The sequence below is a fragment of the Rhodococcus sp. P14 genome, assembly GCF_000256505.1.
Classification (GTDB): Bacteria; Actinomycetota; Actinomycetes; order Mycobacteriales; family Mycobacteriaceae; genus Rhodococcus; species Rhodococcus ruber.
The window spans coordinates 15,893-33,762 of record NZ_AJFC01000132.1 but is presented as its reverse complement, the minus strand read 5'-3'; the positions used below and the strand labels follow the sequence as shown (position 1 = coordinate 33,762).

The 17,870-nt window shown below is 72.0% G+C and carries 11 protein-coding genes; 3 read left to right on the top strand and 8 right to left on the bottom strand.

Annotated elements, in window-relative coordinates; genetic code table 11:
- Positions 1-130: 130 nt before the first annotated feature.
- From OEY_RS0110200 to OEY_RS0110170, 7 genes are all read right to left on the bottom strand, one after another.
- Entirely contained in the window at positions 131-562 is a 432-nt protein-coding gene (locus OEY_RS0110200; protein WP_010593782.1) for an SRPBCC family protein, read from the bottom strand.
- 113 nt (positions 563-675) lie between these two features.
- Positions 676-1,329: a class I SAM-dependent methyltransferase gene (locus tag OEY_RS0110195; protein ID WP_010593781.1), complete on the bottom strand. Its 654-nt coding sequence runs from the start codon at positions 1,327-1,329 to the stop codon at positions 676-678.
- Positions 1,330-1,439: 110 nt separating this feature from the next.
- Complete coding sequence (locus OEY_RS0110190; RefSeq protein ID WP_010593780.1) at positions 1,440-2,003, bottom strand: dihydrofolate reductase family protein; 564 nt, start codon at positions 2,001-2,003, stop codon at positions 1,440-1,442.
- A 106-nt stretch (positions 2,004-2,109) separates the two neighbouring features.
- Complete coding sequence (gene entS / locus OEY_RS0110185; protein WP_010593779.1) at positions 2,110-3,360, bottom strand: enterobactin transporter EntS; 1,251 nt, start codon at positions 3,358-3,360, stop codon at positions 2,110-2,112.
- Between the two features lie 7 nt (positions 3,361-3,367).
- A complete protein-coding gene (locus OEY_RS0110180; RefSeq protein ID WP_010593778.1) occupies positions 3,368-3,607 on the bottom strand; it encodes a phosphopantetheine-binding protein in 240 nt (79 codons plus the stop codon).
- 4 nt (positions 3,608-3,611) lie between these two features.
- Complete coding sequence (locus tag OEY_RS0110175) at positions 3,612-12,968, bottom strand: non-ribosomal peptide synthetase (protein ID WP_010593777.1); 9,357 nt, start codon at positions 12,966-12,968, stop codon at positions 3,612-3,614.
- A gap of 77 nt (positions 12,969-13,045) precedes the next feature.
- Positions 13,046-14,062, bottom strand: a complete 1,017-nt coding sequence (locus OEY_RS0110170; protein ID WP_010593776.1) for an ABC transporter substrate-binding protein — start codon at positions 14,060-14,062, stop codon at positions 13,046-13,048.
- A gap of 370 nt (positions 14,063-14,432) precedes the next feature.
- Between OEY_RS0110170 and OEY_RS0110165 the strand changes: the two genes are divergently transcribed.
- Positions 14,433-15,053, top strand: coding sequence for a LysE family translocator (locus OEY_RS0110165; RefSeq protein ID WP_172603549.1), 621 nt, complete (start codon positions 14,433-14,435; stop codon positions 15,051-15,053).
- A 336-nt stretch (positions 15,054-15,389) separates the two neighbouring features.
- Here the strand turns inward: OEY_RS0110165 and OEY_RS0110160 are convergent, their stop codons facing one another.
- Positions 15,390-15,998 carry a helix-turn-helix domain-containing protein gene (locus OEY_RS0110160; protein ID WP_048772684.1) on the bottom strand — a complete coding sequence of 203 codons (609 nt, stop codon included), beginning with the start codon at positions 15,996-15,998 and terminating at the stop codon, positions 15,390-15,392.
- 157 nt (positions 15,999-16,155) lie between these two features.
- Between OEY_RS0110160 and OEY_RS0110155 the strand changes: the two genes are divergently transcribed.
- A complete protein-coding gene (locus tag OEY_RS0110155) occupies positions 16,156-16,944 on the top strand; it encodes an aldolase (protein ID WP_010593773.1) in 789 nt (262 codons plus the stop codon).
- Between the two features lie 39 nt (positions 16,945-16,983).
- Positions 16,984-17,868 (top strand): dihydrodipicolinate synthase family protein, encoded by an 885-nt coding sequence (locus tag OEY_RS0110150; protein WP_010593772.1) that lies wholly within the window; start codon positions 16,984-16,986, stop codon positions 17,866-17,868.
- Positions 17,869-17,870 lie beyond the last annotated feature (2 nt).

The window sequence follows — 17,870 nt, the reverse complement described above, 5'->3', positions numbered from 1 at the left end:
GGGCTGCCCGCCAGCCGCTCCGCGAGCGCACTCGCGGACAGGTCCTCGGCGCCGATCGCGGTGAGGATGTTCCAGCGGGTTTCGTCGGCCAGTACCGCGAGCACCGCCGGAACTCCCTTCGCCACATCGTTCACCGGGATTCCAGGAACTCCACCAGATCGCCGAGTTCGGCGCGCCAGCCGTCGACGTTGCCGTCGTGGGCCGCCTGCGGGTCGACGAGCTCCTCGAAGCCGGTTTCCACCAGGGTCAGCCGGGTGCCGCCGTCGATCTCCGCGAGGTCGAACCGCACCACCGTGGAGTTACCCGGCACCGGGTCCACGTTCGCGTCGCGGGCCCAGCGGTAGACGAGCGTCTTCGGCTCGTCCACATGCTCGACCAGGACGCGGAAGGGACCGTGGTCGTGTCCCGTCCAGCCGAACGCGCCCGCGCCTCCGGGCGATGCGTCGAATTCGATTCTGTCGCCGAACCATTGCGCGATCAGTTCGGGTTCGGTCAGTGCGGCCCATACCTTGGTGGCCGGGGCCGCGATGTCGATGGTGCGGGTGATGTCGAGCGGGGCCATGATCGCCTCCAGTCCGGGGATACGATTTGTGCAACTCCAGGGTTGCATCTCTCTCCCCAAACCGCAACCCCGAAGTTGCACTAATTCGGGTCTTCGCGGCGCCGGGCCGTCTCTCAGAGCTCCCGGTCGACGACGAGCATCTGGACGGCCCCGAACCAGGGGACGATCCGGCCCGGCAGGGCGGCAATCGGCTCGAGTCGATGCCCGAACCGCGCCGCGGTGAACAACCGGCCCCGCACCTGGGCCCGGCCGTGTCGACCGCCCAGGCGGCGCAGCTCTCGCCGAGAAACGTAGCGTGCGGCCGAGTACGGCGCTCGTCGGGTGGGCCGATCGATCCACCCCCACGGGCTGGTGGGGTTGAGGGTGAGCGCGACGATGCGCCCGCCCGGGCGAGTGATACGGGCCATCTCGACCAGCACCGCCGCGGCGTCGGTGAATTCGAGGGTCGCGATCGTGACGGCGGCGTCGGCAACGGCATCCGGCACGGGCAGGCGAGTGGCGTCGGCGCGCACGAGCCGGGCGGGTGCCCGGTCGGTCGCGACGGAGAGCATGCCCGCCGCGAGGTCCACACCGAGCATTCGGGCACCGCGGTGGGCGAGATGGCTCACGAGCCGGCCGGTCCCGCAGCCGACCTCGACCACGGTCCGGCCGGCCACGTCGGGCAGGACCTCGTCGACCGCGTCGCGCTCCACCGCCCAGGCGTGGGCACCCCACGGGGTGTCGAACCAGGTGTCGTAGTCCCGCGCCCGCGCAGCGCCGGTCGTCATCCGTCGCTGCGCGGGGGCGTGGGGGTGCGGAACGTGGACATGCCGTCGGGTTCCCCGCATCCGAGCCCCGAAACAACGGCTCGCGCCGGACCTCGGCTGCGGGTACGCCGTCAGTCGAAGTCCGGAACGGCGACGGTGTCGGAGACCACGCTGTAGACGAGCAGCAGGACGCCGTTGTCGAGGACCTTGCAGTCGCGGAGGTCGAGGGTCGCCTGCGCCTCGACGGAGTCGAACAGGCGCCGGCCCGAGCCGACCAGCACGGGGTAGACGGCGAGCCGGTACTCGTCGACGAGTCCCTGACTGCGCAGGAACTCGACGAGGCTGCCGCTCCCCATGACCAGCAGGTTCTTCTCGGCCTTGAGGGCGCGGATCCCCTCCGCGACGTCGCCCTCGATGCGGGTCGCGTTCCACTCGAGTTCGGTGAGCGTGGTCGTGGCGACGTGTTTGGGAATGTCGTTCATCTGCGCCTTGGACGCGTCGTCCTCGCCGGGATGATCGGGCCAGACCGCGGCAAACTCCTGGTAGGTGGTGCGGCCGAGGAGCAACGCGTCCGCCTCGTTCAATTCGCCGTCCTTGAACGCGGCGATCGTGTCGTTCCAGTACGGGAACGTCCACGCGGGGTTCTCCATGACGCCGTCCGCAGAGACGAACTCGGTGACCGTGACCTTGCCCATGACATCCACTCCTCTTCGGCTTGCCCCGTCCGCGCGGACGGGCGTGCTGTCTCGGATACAGACCGGCCGGCTCCGCCGAACTCATCGCGGCACGGACCGGACGGACTCAGACGACGCGCTCGAGGCTAGTGCCCTCGTCGAGCCGGCGCAGCGTCCGTAGGCCCGCCCACAGCAGCGCGGTGACCACCAGCCCGACGGCGCCGTACGCGGGCAGCGCCGCGGAGATCGGCACCAGCGTCGCCACACCGCCCGCGACCACCGCGCCGACGGAGGCGCCGGCGGTGACCTGCGCCGCCCACACCGCGGCGATACGCCCGCGGTACTCGTCGGGAGTGTGCTTCTGCACCGTCGCATACCGGACGATGTCGGTGAGCGCGTCGCCGAAGCCGTGCGCGGCCAGACCGATCAGCGCCACCGCGACGGTCGCGGTGAGGCCCGCCCCGACGAGCCCCGCGGCGGAGACGGCCATGAGCACGAAGATCGCCTGTCCGGACCGGCGGAGACGACCGGTCCAGCCGCTGGTGAGGGAGCCGATCACCGCGCCGACCGCCGGGGCGGTGTAGAGCAGTCCGACCACCGACGGTCCCGCGCCGAGCACCTCCGTCGCGTACTCGGGGACGAGCACCGACCAGCCGGCGAGCAGCATCGTCACGAACCCGCACACGAGCACGCCGCCGATGACGCGGTTTCCCGCCGCGTAGCGGAAGCCGCTCGCCACCGAACGCAGCGGCGACTCGTCGGCGACGTGGGCCGGCGGCAGCGCCGGCAGCCGGGTGATGCAGAAGGTCGTGATCGCGGTGGTGAACGCGGCCAGCGCGTAGGCCACCCCGACTCCCCCGGTCGCGATGACGACGCCGCCGAGCGCCGGCCCGATCATCGCGCCCAGGTCGCCGGTCAGCGCCATGAGGGCGCCGGCGGCGGCCATCTTCTCCCGCGGCAGCAGGCTGGGTGTGACGGCCATCAGCGCCGTCGCGGAGATCCCACCGCACACACCGTCGATCACCGCCGCCACGTAGACGATCCACATCTTCGGATCGGGCAGGAACGCGTTGACCGCGAGCACCGCGAACGCCACACCCGCCGTGCCGCGCGCGAGCGCGATGACCCGGCGCCGGTCGTAGCGGTCGGCGAGCACCCCGCCGGCAAAGGTGGCGGCGAACGTGGTCACGCCGAGCACCGCCGAGACCGCGGCGACCTGCGCGGTGGATCCGGTGAGCCGATACACCTGCAGGGGCACGGCGACGACGAGGAAGCCGAGGCCGAACAGCGACACGACCCGGGCGGTGAAGATGTAGCGGAATTCGCGGCTGGTGCGCAGCGGGTCGAGGTCGAGGACCAGCCTGTCGATCAGGGCCACGGCCGGGTCACCGCGCGGTGAGCAGGTCGTACCACGCCTCGAGCTGCGGTTCGGTGGCCAGGGAGACGAAGTCGACGTCCGCGCCGGCGTCGCGCCACCGCTCCACGAGCGCCATCAGGCGCACCGAGTCGAGGCCCTGGTCGACGAGGCTGACCGCGGGGTCGAGTTCGTCGGCCTCGATCTCGAGAAGCCGCGCGACGTCGGTGCGGATCGTCTCGCGGTCCACGGTGCCGGACTGTGCTGACATGTGATCACTCCTTTTCGGGTGCAACGGGTTCGGGGATGCGCGCGGCCGCGGCGAGGGCCTGGACCCAGCGCCGGGCCACGAGGTCGACGGTGTGCTCGTCGAGCACCTCGGCGGGCGCGGCGAATTCGCAGTCGAGTACGGGACCCTCCGCGGTGTCCTCGACGACGGCGTCGACATGCAGGACGTGGTCGAGCGGCGTGGCCGGGTCGACGGAACCGCCGAGCGCGACGGCCTCGGGTGCGCCGGACCACGGGGCACCGGTGTCCTCCCCCAGCGTCATCCGGCCGAGGTAGTTGAACACCACCTGCGGTCGCCGATAGCGGTCGAAGGCCGGGTCCGGGGCGAGTCGGTGCAGCAGTCCGAACCCGATACCGTTGTCGGGCACAGCCTTCAAGGCTTCCGTGACGCGCGTGCGGACCGCGTGTGCGCCAGCCGCTTCGGCCAGGGCCTCCCCGGGGTCGATGCCGGACAGGTTCAACGCGACCGGGAACATCGAGGTGAACCATCCGACGGTGCGCGCGACGTCGGACCCGGGCACGATCTGCTCCTCGCGTCCGTGGCCCTCGAGTTCGACGCGCACGACGTCGCCGCCGCGGACCGAGGCCACCGCCACGGCGAGCGCCGCGAGCAGGGCGTCGTTCACGGCCCCGGAGGCGAGAACGTCCTCGGTGACCGGCACGGGGACCCGCACGTGCGTCGAGCGCAGCGCCGCGACCGTGTCGCGGACCGGGTCCAGCGGCCGCGCACCGAGCGGTGGTTCGACCGCGGGTTGCCATGCGGGCAGCGAGGTCCTGACCCGCTCGGAGCGCGCGGCCTCGGCGAGGCCGGTCGCCCACGCCCGGAACGACGTGCCCGGCGGCGTCAGCGCCACGGTCTCGCCGCGTCCGGCCTGTTCGACGGCATCGGCGAGATCCGGGACGAGGATCCGCCACGACACGCCGTCGATCACCAGGTGGTGCACGGCGACGAACACGCGGCCGGGGCGGTCCGGCCCGAAGTCGAACCAGATCACCTGCACCATCACTCCGGATTCCGGATCGAGTGCGCCGTAGGCGATTTCACGTTCAGCAGCGAATCGGTCCGCCCACCGCTCGGCGTCGACCTCGCCGACCTCGACGCGGCGCACCAGTGTCTCGATGTCCGGTGCGTCCTCGGGGACGGTCCAGCGCGGCCCGCCGTCGGTGACGACGAACCGGGACCGCAGCATCGGATGGGTGTCGAGCAGCGCCGCGACGGCCGTTCCGAGCACGTCCACGGTGAGGCCGACGGGTGCGACGAGCAGCCGGGCCTGCGAGAACCGCGCGAGGTCGCCACCCCACGCGAGGGCCTCCCACACGATCGGGGTGATCGGCACGTCGCCCGTCGCGGCGATCGCGGGCACCGTCGCCGGGACGGCGGGTTCGTCGACGGCCGCCAGCGCCGCGACGGTGCGCAGCTCGAACACCTGCCGGGCCGTGAGCCGGAGCCCGGCGGCCCGAGCGCGGGAGACGAACTGGATCGAGACGATCGAGTCGCCGCCGAGGGCGAAGAAGTCGTCGTCGATCCCGACGCGGTCGAGGCCGAGCACCTCGGCGGCCACCTCCGCCAGCGCGGCCTCCCGCGCGGTGCGCGGCTCCCCCGAACCGGCCAGCGCCCCGAAGTCCGGCTCCGGCAGCGCCTTCCGGTCCACCTTGCCGTTGGCGGTGACGGGGAATGCGGCCAGCACGAGCACCGCGGCCGGCACCAGGTAGTCGGGGACCCGCTCGGCGAGCACGGCCCGCACGGCGGCGGGGTCCACGTCGCCGTCGGGGACGACGTAGCCGACGAGGCGGCACACCCCGCGGTCGTCGGTGTGGGCGACGGCGACGGCGTCGCGCACCCCGCGCACCGCGGTCAGCGCCGCCTCGACCTCGCCGAGCTCGACCCGGAATCCGCGGATCTTGACCTGGTCGTCGCCGCGGCCGAGGAATTCGAGGGTGACCCGGCCGTCGCCCGCCGGGACGCGGCGCACGACGTCGCCGGTGCGGTACATACGGGCGCCGGGCGGACCGAACGGGTCGGGCAGGAAGCGGGTGCCGGTCAGGTCGGGTCGGCCGAGGTAGCCCCGGGCGACGCCGGATCCGGCGACGTACAGCTCCCCCGCGACGCCGACCGGCACGGGGCGCAGCATCCGGTCGAGGACGTAGGCGGCGGCGCCGTGTACGGCCCGGCCCAGGCACGGGGCGTCGGCGTCGGTGACCTGTCCGACGAGCGAGTCGACGGTGCATTCGGTCGGTCCGTAGAGGTTGAACGCACGTCCGTCGGTCAGCTCCCGCAGCCGCCGCCACAGCGCCGGGTTGACGGCCTCACCGCCGAATCCGACCGTGGCGGGGCGGTGCTCGCCGTCGAACAGCCCGGCCGCGACCATGCGGTCGAGAAACGACGGGGTGACCTCGAGGAAGTCGAGGGCGTGCGCGGCGACGTAACCGACCATCGCCTCGGGGTCGCGCATGGTGTCCTCGTCGAACACGTGCACGGCGTGGCCGTCGAGCAGCCACAGCATCGCCTGCCACGAGGCGTCGAACCCGAACGACCACGCGTGCCCGACACCCACGCTCGGCCGTCCCGCCGCCGCCACCGTGGGCACGTACAGGTCGGCGCGGTGGCTGTCGAACAGGCCGAGCAGGTTCGCGTGCGTGACCGCCACGCCCTTCGGCAGTCCGGTGGAGCCGGACGTGTAGATGACGTACACCGGATGCTCGGGCCGGAGCGGCGCGGTGCGCTCGCGGTCGGTGACGGGGACGGCCGGACGGACCGCGACGTCGGCACGAACCGACTCGTCGTCGAGGTCGAGCACCGGCACCGCACCGAGCACCGGTCGCAGCGTGTGCGCGACGCCGCCGCCGGTGACCACGACCCGCGGCCGCGAGTCGCCGGCCATGTGGGCGAGGCGCTCGGCCGGATACGACGGGTCCATCGGCACGTAGGCGCCGCCGGCGGCGTGCACGGCACAGATCGCGACCATCATCTCGGCCGAGCGCGGCAGGGCCAGGCCCACGAGCGCCTCGGGTCCGACGCCTTCGTCGATCAGCCGCCGTGCCAGCCGCGCCGAGGCGGCGCCGAGCTCGGCGAAGGTCAGGTGCTCGTCCCCGCACACGACGGCCGTCGCGTCCGGGGTGCGGGCGATCTGCGCCGCCAGGAGAGCGGGCACGGTGCCGTGCCCGCTCGACGGCGCCGGAGCGGTCGACGAGAGCTCGTGCCACCGTCCTCGCTCGGCCGGGCCGAGGACGTCGAGCTGCGCGACGCGCCGCGGCCGGTCGCCGGCGAACTGCTCGAGGAGGTGCACGAGCCGGCGGCCGATCTCGTCGGCGTCGCCGGCGGTGAACAGCGCCCGCTGATACTCGAGGGTGAGGGCGAGCTCGTCGTCGAGCCCGGCGACGAGCACCAGGGGGAAGTTGGTGGCGTCGTGGCCGCGGACGTCGGTGACGTCGAGGCCGCCGGAACGCTGCGCGCGGGCGAGGGCGTCGGTGTCGATCGGGTAGCCCTCGAACACGATGAGGGTGTCGAAGAGCTCTCCGACGCCGACGGCGCGCTGGATGTCGGCGAGTCCGACGTACTGGTGATCGAGGAGCCGGTTCTGCTCGCCTTGGACGCGGCGGAGCAGGTCGTCGGTGGGCTCGCCGGGGCGCAGCGCGACGCGCACGGGCACGGTGTTGATGAACAGACCGATCATCGTCTCGATGCCGGGCACGTCCGGGACGCGGCCGGAGACGACAGCACCGAAGGTCACGTCCGTGCGGTCGAGCCGGGCGCCGAGAAGGACCGCCCATGCGGTCTGCACCGCGGTGTTCACGGTGACGCCGAGGTCGCGGCAGCGGCGCTGCAGCCGCGCGGCCAGGCCGGCCGGAACCGGCACGGGAAGTTCGGCGGGCAACGTGGCGTCGAGCGACGAGCCGGCGGGGGCGAGCAGCGTGGGCTCCTCGACCCCGGTGAGTGCCTCGCTCCAGCGGCGCAGTCCGTCGTCGGTGTCGCGGTCGCCCAGCCAGGCGAGGTAGTCGGTGAACGGCCGGACCGCGGGCAGCGCAGCCGGATCGGCCCCCGCCCCGTACAGGGTGAACAGTTCCTGCACGAGCAGCGGCGACGACCACCCGTCGAGCAGCAGGTGGTGCGCGGCGACGATCAACCGGTGCCGGTCCGGCGCGAGGCACACGAGCGTGAACCGCACCAGCGGCGCGGCCGCGACGTCGAACCGGGTGGCGCGGTCCGCGGCGACGAGCTCGTCGCTGCGCTCCTCGACCGGCCGAATGTCACATTGCGTCGATCCGACCGACGCAATGTGACATTCGGCCACGGGGGCGGGGGTGGTCACGGGGGTGGGTGTGAGGGCGACGTCCGTCCACCGCAGGCCCGGGTCCCGGAGGACGACGCCGATCGGGTCGCCCGCCGCAGTGGTGCGGAACCCGGTGCGCAGATTCGCGTGCCGGTGCAGCAACGCGGCGGCGCTGCGCCGCAGGGTGTCCCGGTCGAGATCACCGCGCAGATCGAGGACGGTCTGCATCGAGTACACGTCGGTCCCGGTGCCGCCGTCGAGACCGGCGAGGAAGAACATCCCGCGCTGCAACGGCGTCAGCGGCACGACGTCGTCGATCGGGCCGAGTTCGGCGGTGAGCGAGTCCAGTTCCGTAATGGTCAGCCTGGGGTAGGTCAGATCCGACGGGGTGGGACCGCCGGCGCCGGGGGCGTCGGCGTGCCGGGCCAGCGCGGTCAGGGCCTCCACCCAGCGACGGGAGACGAGTGTGAGGGTTTCCTCGTCGAGGACCTCCGCCGCGGTGAATTCGCAGACGATCTCGGGTCCGGCGGGGCCGTCCTCGGTGACGGCGTTGATGTCCAGGACGTGGTCGAGCGGGGTGCCGGGATCGACGGCGCCGCCGAGCGCGCCCGCCTCCGGTGCGGTGGACCACTCCTGACCGGTGTTCTCCCCCAGCGTCATCCGGCCGAGGTAGTTGAACATCACGTCGGGAGAACGGTATCCGGGGAAGTTCCGCGTTCCCTCCGGGGCGAGCCGCCGCAGCAGCCCGAATCCGATGCCGTCGTCGGGCAGTGCCCGCAGCGACTCCTTGACCTGTGCGAGAGCGGTCCCGGTGGCGGCGGTTCCGGCGAGTGCCTCGTGCGGATCGATGCCGGACACGTCGAGCACGGCGGGGTACAGGGTGGTGAACCAGCCGACGGTGCGGGACAGGTCGGCGCCCGGCACGACGTGCTCGGCGCGGCCGTGGCCCTCGAGGTGCACGCGCAGCCCGTCGCCGCCGCGTACCGACGTCACGGCCAGCGCAAGGGCGGTGAGCAGCACATCCGCGACGCCCGCCCGGTACGCGGCGGGCACGGTGGTGAGCACCTTCTCGGCGACCGCCACGGGGACCCGCACCTCGCGCGACCGGGTGGTGGCGACGGTGTCGCGCGCCGGATCCAGCGGGCGGGCACCGAGCCGCGGTTCCGCGGTTCCGGCGATCTGCTGCCAGCGCGGCAGGGACTGCGCGATGCGGTCGGACGCGGCGGCTGCCGTGAGCCCGAGCGCCCAGTCCCGGAAGGAGGTGCCGGCCGGCTCGAGGTCCGGCGCGGTGCCCCGCCGCGCCTGATCGACGGCGGCCGCGAGGTCGGGAACCAGGATCCGCCACGACACACCGTCGACGACGAGGTGGTGCACGACGACGAACACCCGGCCCGCGGCGCCGGGGCCGGCGTCGAGGAACAGCACGCGGATCATCCGTCCGGCCGCGGGGTCGAGCTCCGCCAGGGCGCGAGCACGTTCGGTCTCGAACAGCGCCCGCCACCGCGGGCCGTCGAGGCCTGCCGCATCGACGCGGCGCACCACGCTCTCGGGGTCCGGAACATCTTCGGGGACTATCCATTCCGCATTGTCGCCGGCCACGGTGAGCCGTGAGCGCAGCATGGGGTGGGTGCGCAGCAGCGCGGCGACGGCGGCGGCGAGGTGCGCTTCGGTGAGCCCGGCCGGGGCGACGAGCAGGCGGGACTGCGCGAAGCGCCGCAGATCCCCTCCGTGGTCGAGGGTTTCGCGCACGATCGGGGTGAGCGGGACCGGACCGGTGGCCGCGACGACGGGCCGCGCCGGCTGCTCGTCCCCGGTGTCGGCGTCGCAGGCCGCAGCGAGCGCGGCGACGGTGCGCAGTTCGAACACCTGACGCGCGGTGATCCGCACGTCGGCGGTGCGGGCGCGGGACACCAGCTGGATCGAGACGATGGAATCGCCGCCGAGGGTGAAGAAGTCGTCGTCGATGCCGACGCGGTCGAGACCGAGGACCTCCGCGAACGCGGAGCACAACGCCGCCTCCATGTCGGTGCGGGGCTCACCGGATCCGGCGAGGGCACCGAAGTCCGGCTCCGGCAGGGCCTTCCGGTCGACCTTGCCGTTCGCCGTGGTCGGCAGGACCGGCAGCGGCAGGATCACGGCGGGCACCAGGTAGTCGGGCAGCCGGGCGGCGACCGCGGCGCGCACGGCCCCGGGATCCGCCGTTCCGGTGACGTAGCCGACCAGGCGACGCACGGCGCGGGCGTCGGTGTGGGCGACGACGACCGCGGCATCCACCCCCGGCACGGCACCCAGCGCGGCCTCGACCTCGCCGAGTTCGACGCGGAAACCACGGATCTTGACCTGGTCGTCGGCGCGGCCCACGTATTCGAGGGCGCCCCGCTCGGTGTCGACCGGGTCGGGTGACCACCGCACGGTGTCGACCGGGTCCGGCAGCCACCGCACGGTGCCGACCGGGTCCGGTAGCCACCGCACGGTGTCGATTGGGTCCGGTAGCCACCGCACGATGTCACCGGTGCGGTACATCCGGTCCCCGGTGAACGGGTCGGCGACGAACCGCTCCCCCGTCCGGCCGGGCTGTCCCAGGTAGCCGCGGGCGAGACCGCCGCCGGCGACGTAGAGTTCCCCGGCCACACCGGGTGGCGCCGGTCGCAGCCACCGGTCCAGCACGTACAGCCGGGTGCCGGGGGTCGGACCGCCGATGGTGACGGTGTCGCCGCCGATCCGGGTGTATGCGGCGTCGACGGTGCATTCGGTGGGGCCGTAGCAGTTGTAGGCCTCGACGTCGTCCGCGGCGCGCAGTCGCTGCCACAGCGCCGACCCGACGGCCTCGCCGCCGACGGTGACCGTGGCGGGCCGGTGGCGGTCCCCGTCGAGCAGACCGGCGTCGAGCAGACCACTCATCAGCACGGGCACGCAGTCGACGTGGTCGATGCGGTGGGTGCGCACGTAGTCGACGACGAATGCGGTGTCGCTGCGGTGCTCGTCGGGCAGCACGTGCAGGGTGTGCCCGGACAGCAGCCAGGTCAGGGCGGCGACGGCCGAGTCGAAGGCGAACGGGTAGGTGAGCAGCACCCGCCGTGTGCCCGATGCCGACGGCATGATCGTCTCTCTCTGTGCGGCAAGGAAATCGGCGAGATTGGCGTGGGTGACGACGACGCCCTTGGGGAGACCGGTGGAGCCGGAGGTGTAGACGACGTACGCGGTGTGGCCGGGGCGGAGCGGCCGGCGACGGTCGGCGTCGGTCACCGCGGCGGCGGGCAGTGCGGTGAGCCGGGCCTGCACGTCCGGATCGTCCAGCACGACGACGTGCGCACCACCGCCGGGGAGGGTCGCTCCGAGTTCCGCGGCGACGGCGCCGGTGGTGAGCACGACGCCGGGACGGGCGTCGGCGACCATGTGGGCGAGCCGGTCCGCCGGGTACGACGGGTCGAGCGGAAGGTAGGCACCGCCTGCGGCGAGCACCGCGAGGATGGCCTCGACGGTCGCGGCGGAGCGCGGCAGGGCCAGGCCCACGAGCACGTCGGGTCCGACACCGAGCTCGATCAGCAGCCGCGCGAGCCGCGCCGAGTTCGCTCCCAGTTCCGCGAAGGTGCGCTCCTCGGCGCCGCACACCACCGCGAGGGTGCCGGGCTCCCCCGGGGCGGGCAGCGCCGCGACGGTGCCATCCGCGGGAGCGGCCGGTGCGACGGACCACGTGCCGAGGACGCGACCGCGCTCGGCGCCGGTGAGCAGGTCCAGCCCGGCGGCCGGGCGGTCCGGCGCGGCGGCGAGAGTGTCGAGGATGTGGACGAGGCGGTCGGCGAGGGCGGCGGCGTCGTCCGCGGTGAACACACCGGGCCGGTAGTCGAGGGTCATGACGAGGGTCTCGGCGACACCCGCGGTGAGCACGAGCGGATAGTTGGTGGCGTCGCGGCCCTCGACGGCGGCGATCGTGACCCCGCCCGCGCGCTCGGCGCGGTCGAGCGCGTCCCGGTCCACGGGGTAGCTCTCGAAGACGGTGAGGGTGTCGAACAGCTCCCCGAGCCCGGTCTCCCGCTGGACCTCGGCGAGGCCGAGGTACTGATGGTCGACGGTGCGGGACTGCGCCAGCTGCACCTGTCGCAGCAACTCGGTGACGGTGGCGCGGGGATCCAGGCGCACCCGCACGGGCACGGTGTTGATGAACAGCCCGACCATGGATTCGACGCCGGTCAGTTCCGGCGGTCGCCCGGAGACGGTGGCGCCGAAGACGATGTCGTCGCGGCCGAGGAGTCCGGACAGCAGCAGCGCCCAGCCGGTCTGCAGGACGGTGTTGAGGGTGACGCCGGCGTCGCGGGCGAGGCCGGTGAGCCGGTCGTTCAGCTCGACCGGCACGTCGACGGCGAGTGCGACGGTGGGTGTGGTGGCGCGGGTGGCGCCGGGCGGGGCGACGAGGCTCGGTTCGGTGAGCCCGTCGAGGGATTCGCGCCACAGCGCGCGAGCGGCGTCGTGGTCCTGCCGGTCGAGCCAGCTGAGGTAGTCGCGGAAGGGCCGCACCGGGGCCAGCCCGGCGGCGGTGCCGCCGGCGGCGTAGATCTCGAGGAGTTCGCGCACCAGGATCGGGGTGGACCAGCCGTCGACGACGATGTGGTGGGCGGTGAGCACCAACCGCACGTCGTCGGGCCCGAATCGCACGAACAGCCAGCGGATCAGCGGTGGCCGCGCGAGGTCGAACCAGTCGCGCAGATCCTCGTCGAGCAGATCCGCGAGACGTCGCTCGGACTCGTCGACCGCGAAACCGGTGAGATCGACACTGCGCCAAAGCGCCTCGACACCGCGCACGACGAGCCCGGCGGTGCGGCCGTCCTTGCGGGGACGGAAACACGTGCGCAGGGCAGGGTGCCGGTCCAGCAGCGCCTGCGCGGAGGCTCGCAGGGTGTCCTCGTCCACCCGCCCGGTCAGGCGCAGCACGGACTGCACGGTGTAGGCGTCCGGTTCGACGGCTCCGGCGGCACGGGCGGCGTCGTCGGGCGCGGCGACGGTGCTGAGGTAGAGCAGGCCCTGCTGCAGCGGCGAGAGGGGAACGATGTCTTCGAGCGCGGAGGTGCGGGTCATGGCTGCCTATCGGAGCGGGTGTGCGACGAACACGGCCCCCGGGTCGCCGGACGCGGGGGCCGTGGGTGCCGGGAGGGCTACTGCTGCTGGTTCGCGGGCAGCGCGGCGAGCGCCTGATCGATGGAATCGAGTGCGAGCAGCGCGGTCTCGTAGGTCGCGGCGTGGGAGTGCCGGACCGGGACCAGGTTTCCAGCCTGCACGGCGGGCAGGGCCTGCCACAGCGGGGAGGCCATCAGCTCCTGCAGCTCGGGCGAGACGGACCCGTCGCCCTCGACGCCGTAGACGATGACGTCGACGTCCCCGAGGTTCCGGCCGATCTCCTCGACGGAGAGGTACTCGCCGTGCACGGCCTCGGGATCGGCGGGCTGACCGGGGAATTGCAGGTCGAGGTCCTGGAAGAGGTTGGTGGTGTACGAGGAGGCGTACTCGCGGTAGAACTCACCCGGCTCGGTGCCGCACACATTGCAGACCCCGGCGAAGGTCAGGTTCCCGAGGGTGCCGCGGTACTTGTCGGCGATCTCGGCGGCACGCGCCTCGTACTGTTCCTTGTACTCGCCGTACTCCTCGGAGACGCCGGCGGCGTCGGCGTACTGCTCGCCGAGCATGCGCCAGTCACCGGGGTCGGTCAGGCCGAGGAAGACCACCGGAGCGAGCGCCTCGAGCTTGGCCGTGTCGAGCTGCGACTGCACGCGCGCGGGCACGCCCATGATGATCAGGTCGGGTGCGGCGGCGGCCACGGCCTCGTAGTCGAGTTCGCTCACGGCTCCGTCCGGCGCCACCTTGGGCAGGGCCTCGTACGCGGCCTCGGTCTCGGCGTCCATGTTGTCGAGCTCGCGGGTCCACTCGCAGGCCGCAGCCAGGTTCGCCTCGGCCTGGAGCAGCGGCAGGACCGCGTAGCCGCAGGCGACGATGCGCTGCGGATCGGCCGGGATCTCGATCGACCCGTTCTGCGCCTCGAACGTGCGCGTGGTGCTCGCGCCGGACTCCTCACCGGTGCCGCTGTCGCTGCCGCATCCCGCGAGGCCGATCGCCAGCATCGCCGCCGCGCCGATCGCCGCCGCGCGGCGCACCCGGCCCAGTCCCTCAACCCGCATCGCTCACTCCCACATGTCTGTTCGCCGGGCACCTGCCCGAACTCAGTTGGTTAGGCTAACCGAACCTACTCTGCGCGCCAAGCGCTACGTCTCCGGACCACGGCGTCCCCTCACGCGTCGCGCCGGTCCGAGCCGCCGGCTCCCCCGCCACCGCGTCGCCACCACCGCAGCCGCACACGCACCGCCCCTCCGGTGCGGAGGCCGACCCTGCCGCAACCCCGACCTCGGCGAGGCAGGCAACACCGCCTCGGTGGACACCCTCGCCTCCTGAAGATGCTCCTCGCGCCGGCGCGGCCCGAGGTGGACGCCGTGCGGCACCCGACGGGTGGGCGACACCGCCCCGATCCTGGAGAAATGGCACGATGGCGCGGTGAGCATCGGTAGCTATCTGGCCCTGATGGGCGTCTGGCTGGCCGGGGTCGTCTCCCCCGGACCGGATGCTGTTGTGGTGCTGCGACAGTCGGTCCTGGGGTCCCGCCGCCTCGGGATCGCCACAGCCCTCGGGATCGCCACCGGAATCGCGGTCTGGGTCACCGTAGCGATGCTGGGTGTGGCGGCCGGACCACCGAAGGTGCTCGCCGCCGTCCAGATCCTCGGGGCGGCGCTGCTGCTGTACCTGGCCGTGGCGACCCTCCGGGCGCGGCCCCTCACCGACACCGCAACGGGCGCATCGCCGCAATCCCCGTCGACGTCCTTCGCGCTCGGTGTCGCCACCAACATCACCAACCCGAAAGCGGTGGTGTTCTTCATGGCCGTGTTCGCCACACTGATACCGCAGCACGCCTCCGGAGCAGACAAACTCACCGTGGCGGTGTTGCTGATCGCCTCCGAAGCCGCGTGGTTCGGTGCCCTCGCCTGGTTCGCATCCGCGAAAGTCGTCGACCACTGGCTGCGGTCCCATGCCCGCGCGTTCGCCCGCACCACCTCCGCGGTCCTGACGATTCTCGCCGGGGTCGTGCTGTGGTCGGGCACAACAGAACTACTCGCCTGACCCCGGGCGACCTCGAGTCGGGCGCACCGGCCCGGCCACCCCCTCCACCCGAGCAATCGGAGGGTGCCACGCCCACGACCTTCGCGCACTGCTCCCGTGCAACCGCATCTGCGCGACGGGCTCACCGCAGGGCGCGTATCCCCAGATTCCCGCGACCCCTCATTTCGACGAGGCCGAGAGGATCACGTCACCCGTTGGCTGCTTGAACGACCCTGCTGTGCGCGGGTTCTCCGGCCTGTCGGAGGGGCTCACCGCCCAGGACGGGGGACATCGGCGGAAGTCAGAGGGCCGGTATGCCTACGGTTCGGGTCGGGGCACCCTCGGGAGAGGCGGCGTTCAGCTGCTGGACGTCGGCGCTGTGGGCGCGCAGCGCTGCGCGGACTTCGACGCCGGCCCGGCGTCGGCACTGTCGCCGTCCCGGTCGTGGACGACCACAATCAGCACGGCCCGTGACGGCGACACCGATCGGACGCGATGGGGGGTATTCGCGTCGAAGTAGAGGCTGTCCCCCTCGTCCAGGGTGATCACCTGATCGGGGATGCTCACCTCGACAGTCCCCTCCTTGACAAGGATGAACTCTTCACCCGGGTGCTCCATGTAGTCGGATCCGGGTTGCGTCGTCGGGTGAACAATGAACGGCTGCATGGATTTACCGATCATGCGGGTGGCGACGGCGTCGTAGACCGCACTCCCGTCGCGCTCGTCGACCTGCGCGCGCTCACCTCGCCGCTCGACCGTCATCATGCTGTTGTCGGGGCTGTCGGAGAACAGCTGACTGACATCGGCGTCCAGGGCCCGCGCGATCTTCAGCGCCACCGCGATCGACGGTGTACTGATCCCTCGCTCGACCTTCGACAGGTAGCTCTTGGTCAGCCCGGTGCCCTCGGCGAGGGCCTCCAAGGTCAACCCCGCCCGGCGTCGATGCGACCGCAGTAGCGCCGCCATCGTGTCCACACCTCCCTCTCGGTTGCGCCCGCGAAGACAGGCGTCCCCGCACACGCCCACCCTACCGACCACGTCACCCGGTTGCACTATAGGACACTTTGTGTCCTATAGTGCTCTACGTGTCATCGACTTGTCCGTGGTGAAAGGAGCCCCGAGGATGGCGACAACGATGAATCTCGGCAAAGCCGAGTTGATGGAGACCGCCAAGAAGACCATGCTCACCGAGGTCGCGGCGGCCGAGTGGACGGACCGCCAGAAGATCGCCCTGACCTGCCGGGCCCTGTTCGATGCCGGACACGACTCCGGTCTGGCGGGCCAGATCTCCGCGCGCGGCACGGCACCGGGAACCTTCCTCACGCAGCGGCTCGGTCTCGGCTTCGACGAGATCACCGAAAGCAACCTGCTCCTCGTCGACGAGGACCTTCAGGTTCTCGAAGGCAGCGGCATGGCGAACCCGGCCAACAGGTTCCACAGCTGGATCTACCGGGCACGGCCGGATGTGAACTGCATCGTCCACACGCATCCGCTGCACGCGGCGGCATTGTCCATGCTCGAGATCCCCCTGCAGGTCTCGCAGATGGACGTCGCCCCGCTCTACGACGACTGTGCGTTCCTGCCGGACTGGCCGGGAGTTCCCGTCGGCAACGAGGAGGGCGAGATCATCTCTGCCGCGCTCGGTGACAAGCGCGCGATCCTGCTCGCCCACCACGGGCAACTCGTCGTCGGATCGACCATCGAAGAGGCGTGCTCGCTGGCGCACCTGATCGAACGGGCGGCCCGCCTGCAACTGCTCGCGATGGCGGCCGGCGAGATCAAGCCTCTTCCCCCACGGCTGGCGCGTGAGGCCCACGACTGGACCCTCACCCCACGCCGCAGCGAAGCCAACTTCGGCTACTACGCACGCAAGGCCCTGCGCTCCCACCCGGACGCGATCGACTGCCACTGACCCCGGCCACCCACCATCCGAATCCTCTTGGAGTGCACCTTGACCACAATCAGCGGAATCGTTGCATACCCCGTCACACCGTTCGACAGCCGAGACCCCGAGACGATCGACGTGGACATCCTGCACCTGCTGCTGGACCGCATGATCGATGCAGGCGTCGATGCGATCGCCCCCCTCGGCAGCACCGGGGAGAGCGCCTACCTCGACCACAACGAGTGGATCACCGTCGCAACCGAAACCATCGAGCACACCGACGGCCGGGTGCCGACGGTCGTCGGAGTCTCGGACCTGACCACTGCCGGCACGATCCGTCGCGCGCAGATCGCCGAGCGCCTCGGCGCCACGGCGGTGATGGCGCTGCCCACCTCGTACTGGCGCCTCACCGAGGAAGAGGTCCGGTTGCACTTCACCACCCTCGCCGAATCGATCGGAATCCCGGTGATGGTCTACAACAACCCAGCTACCACCGGCATCGACATGACGGCGGAGTTCCTGTTCGACCTCGTCGCCACGGTCGAGAACATCACGATGGTCAAGGAATCCACCGGTGACATTGCGCGCATGCACCGCCTGAACGAACTCAGCGGCAACACACTTGCGTTCTTCAACGGCAGCAACCCGCTGGCGCAGAGGGCCTTTCAGGCGGGTGCCGCAGGCTGGTGCACCGCGGCGCCGTGCCTGATCCCGCACCGGATCGTCGAGTTCCACCGCGCGATCACCACGGGCCGGGAGGACGAGGCGGCCGAACTCTTCGATCGGCTCCGTCCGCTCCTCGACATGATCGTCAGCCGCGGGCTTCCGGCCACGATCAAGGCGGGCCTGCGCAGCGTCGGCGTCGAGGCGGGAACCCCGCGCCGGCCCCTGCTTCCCCTCGATGAACCCGAAACCGCCCGACTCGAGGAGCTCATCGCCGCCTGCCGGTGACG

Bases quoted from the DNA above. Each gene is read 5' to 3' on its own strand.
- OEY_RS0110200 (WP_010593782.1), bottom strand. From the start codon at position 562: ATGGCCCCGCTCGACATCACCCGCACCATCGACATCGCGGCCCCGGCC.
- OEY_RS0110195 (WP_010593781.1), bottom strand. From the start codon at position 1,329: ATGACGACCGGCGCTGCGCGGGCGCGGGACTACGACACCTGGTTCGAC.
- OEY_RS0110190 (WP_010593780.1), bottom strand. From the start codon at position 2,003: ATGGGCAAGGTCACGGTCACCGAGTTCGTCTCTGCGGACGGCGTCATG.
- OEY_RS0110180 (WP_010593778.1), bottom strand. From the start codon at position 3,607: ATGTCAGCACAGTCCGGCACCGTGGACCGCGAGACGATCCGCACCGAC.
- OEY_RS0110175 (WP_010593777.1), bottom strand. From the start codon at position 12,968: ATGACCCGCACCTCCGCGCTCGAAGACATCGTTCCCCTCTCGCCGCTG.
- OEY_RS0110170 (WP_010593776.1), bottom strand. From the start codon at position 14,062: ATGCGGGTTGAGGGACTGGGCCGGGTGCGCCGCGCGGCGGCGATCGGC.
- OEY_RS0110160 (WP_048772684.1), bottom strand. From the start codon at position 15,998: ATGGCGGCGCTACTGCGGTCGCATCGACGCCGGGCGGGGTTGACCTTG.
- OEY_RS0110155 (WP_010593773.1), top strand. From the start codon at position 16,156: ATGGCGACAACGATGAATCTCGGCAAAGCCGAGTTGATGGAGACCGCC.